Origin of the sequence: Nonomuraea sp. NPDC004580 (assembly GCF_040609855.1) — a bacterium.
In the GTDB taxonomy this organism is placed as follows: domain Bacteria; phylum Actinomycetota; class Actinomycetes; order Streptosporangiales; family Streptosporangiaceae; genus Nonomuraea; species Nonomuraea salmonea.
Genome location: NZ_JBEXLH010000039.1, coordinates 22643 through 35113 on the forward strand (window position 1 = coordinate 22643; position 12471 = coordinate 35113).

Sequence of the window (12471 nt, forward strand, 5' to 3'; positions counted from 1 at the left end):
CCTACGGCGCTACCTCTCTGGGGAAAGCGGGCCGGCGAAAAAGCCGTCACTGGTTGTTGATCGCGCGGAAGACGTCATCGAGCCGGGTCGGCCCGGCTGCGAGCTCCCGCAGCTCTATCGCGTTGTCCTGTGCCCATCGCAGCAGGACGAACAGGTCTTTCTGCAGCTGGTGGGTCTCGATCAGGAACGTGCCACCGCTGTCGCGGCGGCCAGGCAGCGGCAGCGCGGCCGACGTCCCCGGCAGCTCGAACTGGATCACTGCGGGCAGCGTCCGCGTCAGCTCCGCCACGGTGCCCTCCTGGTGGAAGGTCCCCCGGTGCATCAACCCGATCCGGTCCGCGCGCTGCTGCGCCTCCTCCAGATAATGCGTGGTGAGCACGATCGTGGAGCCGTCCTCACGCAGCTTGTCCACCGCGTCCCACAGCGCATCCCGCGACTGGATGTCCAGCCCGGTCGTCGGCTCGTCCAGGAACACCAGCTCCGGTGTCCCCCACACCGCCGTCGCGAAGTCCAGCCGCCGCTTCTCCCCGCCCGAGAGCTGCGACACCTTCGTGCGCGCCTTCCTTGTCAGGTCCACCATGCTCAGCACGCGCTCCAGCCGGTCCTGCCGCTGGGACAGCACGCCGATCAGCTCGATCGACTCCCGCACCGTCAGATCCGGGCTGAAGCCGCTCTCCTGCAGCATGATGCCCATCCTCGGGCGCACCGCCGCCCGATTCCGCGGGCTCTGGCCCAGCACCCGCACGGTCCCCGACGTCGGCGCCCGATGCCCTTCGATCGTCTCCAGCGTCGAGGTCTTACCCGCGCCGTTCGTCCCCAGCAACGCGTAGAACTCGCCCCGCCGCACCTGAAAGGACAGATCCCGCACCGCGTGGAAGTCCCCGTACGTCAGGTTCAACCGCTCAACATCGATCACTGCCGTGGAAGTCATACCTGACATCTCAGTGCCACCGCCCCGAGAACGGCAGTGCGACCACGTCACTGATCTGCGATGACATTCCGTCGGGTGAACACATGACACCACGTCACTGGTGCCGGACGTCCGGGCTGTTACAGCCAGTCATGTTCGCGGGCGTACCGGGCGGCTTCGTGCCGGGTGCGGGTCTGGGTTTTCTGCATGGCGTTGGACAGGTAATTGCGTACGGTGCCTTCCGCGAGGTGGAGCTGGGTGGCGATGTCGGCGACCGCGTATCCGTCGCGGGTCGCGCGCAGCACGTCGAGCTCGCGGTCGGTGAGAGGGCAGTCGTCGACGAGGGCCAGTGCGGAGACGTCCGGGTCGATCCAGCGCCTTCCTTCGTGCAGGGTGGCGATGACCTTGGCGATGTGCGCCGGTTCGGCCGACTTGCTGACGAAGCCCTGGACACCGAGTTTGAGTGCCTTGCGGAGCACTCCGGGTTTGGCGTGGCGGGTGAGCATGAGGATGACCTGGTCCGGACGGGTGCGGCGGATCTCGGCGACAGCGCCGAGACCGTCCATGCCGGGCATCTCCAGGTCGATGACGAGCACGTCGGGCCGGTGCCGCAAGGTGGCGTCGACGGCGGTCTCGCCGCTCACGGCCTCGGCGAGCACGGTGATCTCGCCCTCGAGCGGCAGCAGCGCGGCCATCGCCTTGCGCAGCAGGGCTTCGTCGTCGGCGAGTACGACTGTGGTCATCGGTTCTCCTGTGCTTCGGGACGTCGGTGAGGCAGAGTCGCGGCGGTCAGGAACCGTCCATCGTCCTGCTCGACCGTCAGTTGACCGCCTTCGCCGGCGAGGCGTTGCCGCAGGGCGGCCAGCCCCCGGAGTTCGGGCAGTGGTGCGCGCTGGGCACCGTCGTTGACGATGGTGATGCTCGCCGCCGACAGGGTGATCCGCACTCGCGTCGCCTGGGCGTGGCGGAGGATGTTGGTGGTCGTCTCGCGGAGGACCTGGCCCAGCAGTTCGCTCGCGTCCTGGTCGACGTCGGCCTCGCGGTTGACGCGCACCCTGATGCCGGCGGCCTCGAAGAGGTTCCGCGCGTTCTCCAGCTCGGCGGACAGGTTGAGCCGTCGTTGCGCGTAGGCGAGTTCCTTGGTCTGGGTGATGGTTTCGCTGACGAGGGCGTGGATCTCGCGCAGTTCCTGCTTGACTCGTTCGGTGTCGGCGTCGGTGCCGCCGTCCACCAGCTTCTGTGCGAGCGCGGTCTTCAACTTCACCACGTGCAGCGTGTGGCCCTGGATGTCGTGCAGGTCACCGGCGAACCGGACGCGTTCGCGGATGACGGCCAGCTCCGCCTCCCGTTCGCGCGCCTCCTCCAACTCGTCGACGACGTCGTAGAACCCCTTGTTGGGGAACATCAGCCCGACCACCACCACGGTGAAACCGACGGGGATGAGGACGAACTGGAACAGCACACCGGGAACGTCCTCAGGCGACACCAGCAGCCGCGCCGCGCCCACCGCGCCGACGTAGACCGCGAGCGTCGCGGCCGCCGCCAGCCGGTACCGAGGCAACTGGGGGATGACGTAGGAGCCCACGGAGGAGACACAGAAGAACGCCGCCGGACTGCCGACCACCAGCACCGCGAAGGGCCACACGACCGCGGTGACGACCAGGCAGGGGAGCGCGACGCGCAGCACCTCACCCGCCGCCCACCGCGTGAAGCAGACCATGGTCGCCACCACACCGGCACCGAGGACGACGGCCTCCCACCAGGACCGGGCGTAGACCGCCACCGAGATCACCCCGGCCACGGCGAGCATCGGCAGGAACATGGTGAGGTTGAGCTTGCGGAGCTGTCCCTGCGCAGGCTCGGTGTCCATGGGTGGCTCTCCAGGATCGAACGGCAGGGGTCTCAGCATTGTTCGGCTTTGGCGGTGGGCACTAGTGACACCGCGTCACTTCTTCCCCCCCGGGCAATGTCCTGCGAACTGATGACGTGGGTCGCACGGGCGATCGTCCGCTCAGGTCGCTGAGGTCGAGAGTACGACACCAGCGAACCGCGCTGACCGGACGGACGTGGTGCCGGTGTCTTCGTCGCCGGCGTGAGCGGCGCAGCCGCGCACAGGACGCCTCCTTCAGCGTCCGTTCGCGGCTGAGGGCGGTGGCGGCCTTGCTGGCCTCGGAACGGAGCAGCGTCGTCGTCGGTCACCGCCCGCGCCGCGTCACGCGGAAGCCGGGGCGGGCTCGCCTCCCTGGTCCAGCAGGGCGTTGATCATCTCTTGGAGCCGGGCGCGCCCCTCCGTGCCGAGCGCGCCGGTCAGGGTTTGGGCGAGCTTGTCGTACGGGTCGTCCATCGGCAGTTCCTTCACCTGCTCGGCCAGTTCCGCCACGCTCCACAGCCCGTCCTTGTGGAGGCGGTCGCCGAGGGACCAGCCGCGGTTGACCGCCACCGTTCCGCCCCGGATGGACAGCACCTGGCCGGTGAGCGGGCAGGCCGAACTGGCCAGGTAGGCGGCCACGGGCGCGCCGGCGGCGGGGTCCAGGGGGTCGTACCCGGCCGGCGGCGGTTCCTGGCTCATGCCGGGGACGGTGACGGTGAGCCTCGTACGGGCCATCGACGGCGAGATGCAGTTGACGCGCACGCCGTACCGGCCGAGTTCGAGGGCCGCCACGGTGGTCAGCGCCGCGACTGCGGCGTTGCCCGCCGCGTAGGAGACCTGTGCGGGCAGCGGGTTGAGCAGGCCGGAGCCGGAGGAGGTGTTGACGACGGCGCGGTCGGCGCGGACTCCCGCCTGGAACCGCTCGCGCCAGTGACGGGCCGCCCAGCGGGTGACCGCGAAGGTGCCTTCAGCTTGACGGCCAGGACGTCGTCGAAGTCCTGCTCCGACAGGTCGGTCAGGCCCATGTTCCGTTCGATGGCCGCGTTGTTGACCACCACGTGCAGGTCGCCGAAGGACTCCAGTGCCGTCTCCACCATGCGGCGGGCGCCGTCCCAGTCGGCGACGCTGTCGGTGCTGGCCACCGCCTGCCCGCCCCCGGCGGTGATCTCCCCGACGACCTTCGCCGCCACCCCGGCGTCGCCCCCTGAGCCGTCGATGGCCACGCCGGGGTCGTTCACGACGACCTTGGCGCCCTCGGCGGCGAAGAACAGTGCCTCCTCCCGCCCGATGCCGCGCCCTGCTCCCGTGATGAGGACGACGCGCCCGTCCAAGCTTCCCATGCCGGCCACCTTTCGATGCAGTCTGTGTAGTGATTTATACTGTGCATAAATGCAGAAACTGCAATAAGCTGCTTTCATGGTGAAGAAAACCGGTCTGCGCGAGCTCAAGAAGCAACGCACCCGGCAGGCTCTGATCGAGGCGGCGCTACGCCTGTTCGAGGACAAGGGCTACGAGAGCGTGACCGTGGCCGAGATCGCGGACGCCGCGGAGGTCTCCCCCCGCACCTTCTTCCTCCACTTCCAGGCCAAGGAGGACGTCCTCCTGGCCAACACCGACGTCCGCGTCGACCTGGCGCTGCGGGCGATCGCCGAGCGTCGTCCGGAGGAAGGGTTGCCCGAGGTGCTGGTGCGCGCGATGGACCAGATGATCGCCGACACGTCGGACAACGACCTCTCCAGCGGCCTGGCGGCACTCCGGTCACGGCTGGCTACCTCGGTGCCGGCGCTGCAGGCCCGGCTGCTCCAGCGCTACCTCACCGCCCAAGCCGAACTGGCCCTGACACTGCAGCGGGCATTCCCCGACAAGCTCGACACGATCACCGCCTCCGCCCTGGTCGGCGCGGTGGTGGGCGCGGTCAGCGCGTCCGCCTCCGCCGCGCTGCGGCGCGGCGACGAACCCGCCGAGGTACGGAACGCCATGCGCGAGGCCATGGCCCTGGTGGCCCGGTCCGTCCGGTGATCGGTGACCACATGCCGAACTCCACCCACCTGTACGACCTGCTCGAATCCCACTGGGAGAACGTCGCCGACGGTTTCGCCGCCGTCTGGGCCGAAGGGCTGACGGTCGAGGAGACCGCTCGGCGGGTCGGTGCCGACCTGAGCAGCGCGACGCCGCTCGCGCTGCAGGACATCGGGCTCGGCTTCGAAGGGGACGCGATGCCCGCCGACGAGGACGGGATCATCCTCGTCGGCCCCTGGCACACCTGGACCCTGGCGATGCAGATCCAATGGATGGACGTCACACAAAGTCCCCGCTTGTCGGAGCTGTCTCGTGACGGTGGCCGGGCCATCGCGATCGGCTGGCACGGCGACGGCGCGCACCGCGTGGAGTACGCATCGAAGGGCCGCCTCGCCTTCTCCGCCCCTTTGGAGGAAACCCTGAACGTGCTGCGCGAGCACGCCGAGGGCCTGTCGACGCCCACCGGCTGGGACGTCCCGGGATCACCCGTCGAAGAGATGATCACCACGGCCCTCACGGCCATCGGCCGGCTCACAGGCAGGCAACTCGACGAGGAGTGGCTGGAGACGCCCCACGTCCGCTATCTCATCCGCCGATCGCGCTCGCGGTAGGGCGGGCCTCACCGGCAAGACACCGGACGGCCGCATGTTCTTCGCTCGCCGGCACCGAGACGATCGAGTCAGGGGCGGACAGCGGCACCGTCACGACCGTGATGTTGACCAGGTCGGGCACCGCCATGCGGAGCGCGACGGCGTTCTGCACCTCGCTCGGCGAGGAGGGGCGGCGGCTGTACGGGCAGGCGTACCGCACCATGACCACCGCCGGCCTCAAGGAGGAGCGCACCGGCTCCAGCCCCGACGTCGTCGCCCGCGCGATCCTGCACGCGCTCACCGCGCGCAGGCCGCGCGCCCGCTACCCGGTCGGCAAGAAGTCCCGCCTGATGAGCACGATGGGCCGCGTCCTGCCTCAGTACACCCTCGACGCCGTACACATGCGCGTGCTCGGCCTGTCCCGAACGAAGTCCACCACCATGATCCAGCTCTCCGGCCTTATGTCTGCTATCCGATCGTGGTCACGGCGTTCGAGCGCCTGACCGAGCTGGGCCTGCCCGAGGCGGCTTACCGTGACGCCCGGCAAGCTGAAGGAACTGCTCGGTCAGGCCGGGGTCGGCTGTCTGATCGCCGAGCGGGACGGGCGGGCGATCGGTTACGTCTCCTGGCTCGAGCGCACGAGCTTCTGGTCCGGCGAGGACTACCTGCACCTGGACGACCTGTACGTCGCCGCCGGCGAGCGCGGCAACCGCGTGGGCGAGCGGCTCATGCACGCCATCGCCGGCGTCGCCGGCGGCAGGGTGATCCGCTGGGAGGTGGCCGAGGCCAACGTCGCCGCACAGCGCTTCTACGAGCGCATCGGCGCCACCCTCATCACGAAGAAGATCGGCCGCTGGCGGCCGTAGTGATCACAGGGCCGTGCCCCGCCCGCCTGACGGGCCGGTCGGCACCACCGCGGCGGCACCGAGGTCGGCGTCAACGATGCCGGTGCGGCTCGTACCGGCTGCTCAGGCGGGCGGGACGTTCTCGTACGGGGCACGAAAAGGGCGCAGTGCGACAAGCCGAATTAAAAGAGGGGACTTTCGCCGACACAAGGGTGAAATCGTTTGCGATTTTGGTAACGGTTCGATAACTTACGCCGGAACCCACGCGTTGATACGCCGATGCCATCTCGTCACGCGAGAGAGGTCTTCCCGGCCGGACATCCCCGTGTTACAACTCCGTTGAATTGATCTCGGAAGCCCACTAAGGGCTTGGAGACGGCACCCTCCAGGCTTCGCACCACCTGCTCCACCGAAGTGGCAACAGCGCGGCGGCGCGCGCCTTGCCTGACGTCCCCATGGTCAGGAAGGTTCTCCATGTCACCACGTCATCGCACGTGGGCCAGGCTGCTCCGTGCAGTCCTGCCGTTACGCCCGTTACCCAGGCGCCGGACCACGACGATCATCGCCTTATCCCTCCTCATCGCCCTCCTCCCGGCACCGGTGAGCGCCCTGGCCTCCACCGCCGCCACCACCACCACCGCCACCACCGCCACCGCTACGACCGCCACGACCACCACAGCGCACCACGCCTTCAAGGTCCTGATCTTCTCCAAGACGACCGGCTTCCGGCACGACTCGATCCCCGAGGGCATCGCGGCCATCCAGCAGCTCGGTCAGGACAACGACTTCGCGGTCGACACCACCGAGGACAGCACCGCGTTCACGGACCAGAACCTCGCGCAGTACCAGGCCGTGATCTTCCTGTCCACGACCGGTGACCCGCTGACCACGCAGGACCAGAAGGACGCCTTCCAGCGCTACATCAGGAACGGCGGCGGCTTCGTCGGCGTGCACGCCGCCGCCGACAGCGGTTACAGCTGGGAGTGGTACGGCGATCTGGTCGGGGCGTACTTCAAGAGCCACCCGGCGATCCAGCAGGCCACGGTCAAGGTCGAGGACCCGGCGCATCCGTCCACGAAGGACCTGCCGGCGACGTGGAGCCGTACCGACGAGTGGTACGACTACCAGGCGAACCCGCGTAACGACGTGCACGTGCTGGCGTCGGTGGACGAGACGTCCTACAGCGGCGCCACGATGGGCGCCGACCACCCGATCACCTGGTGCCACGACTTCGACGGCGGCCGTTCCTGGTACACCGGGCTCGGCCACATGAAGGAGAACTACAGCGAGCCGAACTTCCTGAAGCTGCTGCTCGGCGGCATCCAGACGGCCGCGGGCGCGATCAGGGCCGACTGCTCGGCCTCGCAGAGCTCCAGCTTCGAGAAGGTCACCCTCGACGACGACACCTCCAACCCGATGATGGTGGACGTCGCCGAGGACGGCCGCGTCTTCTACATCGACCGCCTCGGCGACGTCAAGATCATCAAGCCGTCCGGCGGCACCGTGACCGCCGCGCAACTCGACGTCTTCACCGCCAACGAGAGCGGCCTGCTCGGCCTGGCGCTCGACCCGGGCTTCGCCACCAACAACCGGGTGTACCTGTACTACTCGCCCGCCGGGGAGAACGTCGACCGGCTGAGCAGGTTCACCGTCACCGGCGACACCCTGGATCTCGACAGCGAGAAGACGATCCTCGACGTCCCCGTCCAGCGGGCCGAGTGCTGCCACCACGGCGGCGGCATGGTGATCGACCCGAAGAGCGGCGACCTCTGGCTCGCCACCGGCGACAACACCAACCCGTTCGCCTCCGACGGCTACACGCCGATCGACGAGCGCTCCGGCCGCTCCGCCTGGGACGCCCAACGTACGGCGGGCAACACCAACAGCCTGAGCGGCAAGCTGCTGCGCATCCATCCCGAGGACGACGGCACGTACACGATCCCCGACGGCAACCTGTTCCCGCCGGGCACGGAGAAGACCAAGCCGGAGATCTACGGCATGGGGCTGCGCAACCCGTTCCGCATGGGCCTCGACCCGAAGACCGGGCACATCATGCTCGGCGAGTACGGCCCGGACGCCTCCTCCGCCAGCGCGGCGCGCGGCCCGCAGAACACCGTCGAGTGGAACATCGTCTCCGAGCCGGGCAACTACGGCTGGCCGTACTGCGTCGGCGACAACACCCCGTACGTCGACTTCGACTTCGCCACCCGGCAGTCGGGGGCGGCCTTCAACTGCGCGGCGCCGGTCAACGACTCGCCGAACAACGACGGCCTGACCAGCCTGCCGCCGATCGTCCCTGCGACGGTCTGGTACCACTACGCGGCCGACCCGCAGCACTTCCCCGAGCTGAACGGCGGCGCGCCCATGGGAGGGCCGGTCTACCGCCACGACCCCGAGCTGGACTCGGACGTGCAGTGGCCGGCGTACTGGGACGGCAAGGCGGTCTTCGGTGAGTGGAACAACGACACGGTGTGGTCGTTCCAGCTCGACGAGGACGGCACCGAGCTCGTCGAGATGAACAAGATCCTCGGCGGGCTGGCGTTCAAGAAGCCCATGGACATGAAGTTCGGCCCGGACGGCGCGCTCTACATGGTCGAGTGGGGCTCCGGCTTCGGCGGCGACAACGCCGACTCGGGCATCTACCGCATCGAGTACACCAAGGGCACCCGCCCGCTGATCGCCCGCGCCACGGCGGACAAGACGGACGGGCCGCTGCCGCTGACCGTCACGTTCTCCAGCGAGGGCAGCAGGGACCCGGACGGCAAGCCGCTCACCTACGCCTGGGACCTCGACGGCGACGGCGACACCGACTCCACCGACCCGGGCCCGTCCTTCACCTACGAGGAGGGCGGCGACTACAACGCCGTCCTGACCGTCACGAACCCCGACGGCAGGACCGCCACCGCGAACGTGACGATCGCCGCGGGCAACACCCGTCCCACCGTCACCGTGGACGTGCCGCCGAACGGCGCGTTCTTCGAGTTCGGCGACCAGGTGCGGTTCGAGGTCACCGTGACCGATGCCGAGGACGGCACGATCGACTGCGACCGGGTGCGGATCCAGGCGATCCTCGGCCACGACAGCCACGGTCACCCGCTCGACCAGCAGCAGGGCTGCGAGGGCGTGCTGCAGACCCAGCAGGCCGGGCACGGCGAGTACGAGGACCTGTTCTACGTCATCGAGGCCAGTTATGCCGACGACGGCGCCAACGGCGCCTCTTCCCTGACCGGGCGCGGCGAGGTCATGCTGGCGCCCAAGCGCAAGCAGGCCGAGCACTTCACCCGGACCGGCCGGGTCACCGGCGGCACCGGCACCGACACCCCGGGCGTCGCGGTGGAGACCACCTCCGATCCGCAGGGCGGCAACGAGCACATCGCGTCCATCCAGGACGGCGACTGGTGGTCGTTCGACCCGGCGAACCTGTCGAACCTGACCGCGATCCGGCTGCGCGCCTCCTCCGGCGGCCCCGGCGGCACCGTGCAGGTCCGGATGGGCGACCCGGAGACCGGTACGCTGGTCGGCTCGGCCGAGGTGCCGCCCACCGGCGGCTGGCAGACGTTCACCGACGTCACGCTCGACCTGACGGAGCCGCCGACGCAGAGCGGGCCGCTGTACTTCGTCGTGCGCAAGCCGGCGGACGCCGACGACGACGCGTACCTGATCAATGTCAATTGGATCGACTTCGTCGGCAAGGGCGCGACGCACAACCAGCACCCGGTGGTGACCGCGACCGCCACCCCGGAGACGGGCGTCGCCCCGCTGGAGGTCGCCTTCAAGGCGACGGCCACCGACCCCGAGGGCGACCCGATCACCTACAAGTGGAGCTTCGGCGTGGACGGTGCTCCCGAGCCCACCACCGCCGAGGCGAGCCACACCTACACCGTGCCGGGCACCTACACCGCCGTGGTGACCGCGACCGACGACAAGGGCGCGTCGGCCACCGCGCAGGTGCCGGTCAGGGTGACCGCGCCGCCCACGGTGTGCTTCACCGGCAGATCCGACGACTTCCTCGGCGACCAGCTCGACCGTGACCGCTGGACGGTCGTCAGGGAGAACCAGGACCTCAAGGTCGAGGACGGCAAGCTGGTGATCCCGACCTCGACCACCGACATCTACAGCACGGGCGGGAACACGCCGAACATCGTGCTGCAGCCGGCCCCGCCGGGCGCCTGGACGGCCACGGCCAAGCTGACGCTGGACGCGCGGGACGCGTACCAGCAGGCGGGCCTGGTCATCTACGGCGACGACGACAACTACGCCAAGATGGTGCTGCAGGCCCGCTCGACCTCGGGTCCCGACCACGCCAGCCGCATCTTCCAGTTCATCAGGGAGGAGAACGCCGCCCCGAACGAGGTGGCGGAGAGCAACACGGCCGCGCTCGGCGACGCCTACCCCGACACGGTGTACGTGCGGTTCGTCAGCGACGGCAGCAGCATCACCGCCCATTACTCCGCCGACGGCACCACGTTCACCACGATGCCGCAGACCAAGTCGCTCGCCGGGATCACCAACCCGAAGATCGGCCTGATCTCGCTCGCCGGGGCGAACCATCCGGTGGTGGACGCCGCCTTCGACTGGTTCCACCTCATCCCCGACGACACGGCGACCGCGCCCGCCCCGGACGACGAGTTCGACGGCACCGCGCTCGACGCCTGCCGCTGGAGCGAGATCGTCCGCCCCGACCCCGCCGCGCTGCGGGTGCGTGACGGCAAGCTGGAGCTCGACACCACGACGGGCGACATCTACGGCACCACCAACAGCGACCCGAAGAACCTCATCCTGCAACCGGCCCCGGACGGCGACTGGACGCTGGAGACCAAGCTGGACGCCTCGGCGCTCAACGAGCAGTACCAGCAGGGCGGCCTGATGGTGTACGCCGGTGACGACGACTACGTGAAGCTCGACTTCCTCACCACCAACGCCCCAGGGGCCACGGTGGCGCGGGCCATCGAGCTGCGCAGCGAGGTCGGCGGCACCGTGCAGAGCCCGCAACCGCAGGCCAACAACCTCACCAGCGGTGAGTGGCACCTGCGGCTGGTCAAGGAGGGCAGCACCTTCACCGGCTCGTACTCCGCCGACGGCGAGACGTGGACGGCGCTGTCCGCCCCGGTGGAGAACAGCGCGGTGGCCTCCGGCGATGTGAAGGTCGGTGTCTTCACCATCGGCACCAACCAGACGGCCTCGAAGACGGTCACGTTCGACCACTTCCGCCTCACCGAGGCGGCGCAGGTCGAGCTGGTGGTCTCCGCCGCGTCCCGCTGCATCGGCGCCTCGGCGTACGTGGCGGTCACCGCCGTCAACCGCTCCGACGCATCGGCCGCGGTGACGCTGACCACGCCGTTCGGTACGAAGACCGTGGCCGGCGTGACGCCGGGCAAGCAGGCGTACCAGTCCTTCAACAGCCGGGCCGGGCAGATCGAGGCCGGCACGGTGACCGTGAAGGGCACGGCGACGATCGGCGGCCGGGAGGTCACCTCGTCGTACGACGCCGCGTATCCGGCGCTCGACTGCTCATGAGAGACGAAGGGATCACATGATCACCACCAGGATTCCGCGGCTGCTCGCCGCCGCGGTGATCGGCGCCGCGCTCACCGGCGTCGCCGTGACCGGTCCCGCCGTGGCGGAGGACGACCCCGAGGACGGCATCGACGTGTCGGTGACGATCGAGCCGCGCACCACTCCAGGCTCGGTGTCCATGACCGTCGCCGACAACACGGGCGTGGCCCTGCAGGAGAACGGCTCCGACGCCGCCGCCCGGCAGTTCGTCGGCACCCTGCCGACGGTCACGGTGACCGACACCCGCGACCCCGCGCAGATTCCCGCCGGTGACTTCTGGGCGGTCGTGGGTCAGGCCGGGGAGTTCGTCTCGGCGGACGGCTCCGCGCCGCCCATCGGCCCGCAGTACCTGGGCTGGCGGCCGCGGTTGCTGAGCGACTCCCCCACCGGCGCGGTCGCGGCCGGTGAGCCCGTCTCCAGCGTCATCTCCGACGGCTCCGGAGCGCCCACGGTCGGCCTGCAGGGCCAGGAGCTGCTGGTCTCGACGGCGAACTCCGCCGACGAGATCGGCACCTGGCAGGTCAACGCCGGCCTGGCGCTGCGCACGCCCACCGACGTCGCCGCCGGTGAGTACCGCACGACGCTGACACTCTCCCTGTTCAACCAGTCCTGACACGTGGCCGGGGGGGGGGCGGCCCCCCGGCGCCGCCCCCGCCCCCCCGCCCCCCCGAACACCCAGGG

The 12471-nt window shown here is 69.5% G+C and carries 9 protein-coding genes and 1 pseudogene; 6 read left to right on the plus strand and 4 right to left on the minus strand.

Annotated elements, in window-relative coordinates; all coding sequences use genetic code 11:
• Positions 1-46: 46 nt before the first annotated feature.
• From ABZW11_RS31045 to ABZW11_RS31060, 4 genes and pseudogenes are all read right to left on the minus strand, one after another.
• Entirely contained in the window at positions 47-931 is an 885-nt protein-coding gene (locus ABZW11_RS31045) for an ABC transporter ATP-binding protein (RefSeq protein WP_355424690.1), read from the minus strand.
• 119 nt (positions 932-1050) lie between these two features.
• Positions 1051-1653, minus strand: a complete 603-nt coding sequence (locus tag ABZW11_RS31050) for a response regulator transcription factor (RefSeq protein WP_355424693.1) — start codon at positions 1651-1653, stop codon at positions 1051-1053.
• On the minus strand, positions 1650-2780 hold the full coding sequence (locus ABZW11_RS31055; protein WP_355424696.1) for a histidine kinase: 1131 nt from the start codon (positions 2778-2780) through the stop codon (positions 1650-1652). Before ABZW11_RS31055 ends, ABZW11_RS31050 begins: the two co-directional genes overlap by 4 nt.
• Before the next feature lie 342 nt (positions 2781-3122).
• Positions 3123-4198: pseudogene (locus ABZW11_RS31060) on the minus strand (SDR family NAD(P)-dependent oxidoreductase).
• On the opposite strand from ABZW11_RS31060, the gene ABZW11_RS31065 reads away from it, so the two are divergent.
• From ABZW11_RS31065 to ABZW11_RS31090, 6 genes are all read left to right on the plus strand, one after another.
• Positions 4197-4799 carry a helix-turn-helix domain-containing protein gene (locus tag ABZW11_RS31065; RefSeq protein ID WP_355424699.1) on the plus strand — a complete coding sequence of 201 codons (603 nt, stop codon included), beginning with the start codon at positions 4197-4199 and terminating at the stop codon, positions 4797-4799. The pseudogene ABZW11_RS31060 and the gene ABZW11_RS31065 overlap by 2 nt on opposite strands.
• An 11-nt stretch (positions 4800-4810) precedes the next feature.
• Positions 4811-5410 (plus strand): hypothetical protein, encoded by a 600-nt coding sequence (locus ABZW11_RS31070; protein ID WP_355424702.1) that lies wholly within the window; start codon positions 4811-4813, stop codon positions 5408-5410.
• Positions 5411-5508: 98 nt separating this feature from the next.
• Positions 5509-5892 (plus strand): hypothetical protein, encoded by a 384-nt coding sequence (locus ABZW11_RS31075; protein ID WP_355424705.1) that lies wholly within the window; start codon positions 5509-5511, stop codon positions 5890-5892.
• Positions 5893-5922: 30 nt separating this feature from the next.
• A complete protein-coding gene (locus ABZW11_RS31080) occupies positions 5923-6255 on the plus strand; it encodes a GNAT family N-acetyltransferase (protein WP_355424708.1) in 333 nt (110 codons plus the stop codon).
• A gap of 579 nt (positions 6256-6834) precedes the next feature.
• Positions 6835-11751, plus strand: coding sequence for a ThuA domain-containing protein (locus ABZW11_RS31085; protein ID WP_355424711.1), 4917 nt, complete (start codon positions 6835-6837; stop codon positions 11749-11751).
• A gap of 16 nt (positions 11752-11767) precedes the next feature.
• Positions 11768-12403, plus strand: coding sequence for a hypothetical protein (locus ABZW11_RS31090; RefSeq protein WP_355424713.1), 636 nt, complete (start codon positions 11768-11770; stop codon positions 12401-12403).
• Positions 12404-12471 lie beyond the last annotated feature (68 nt).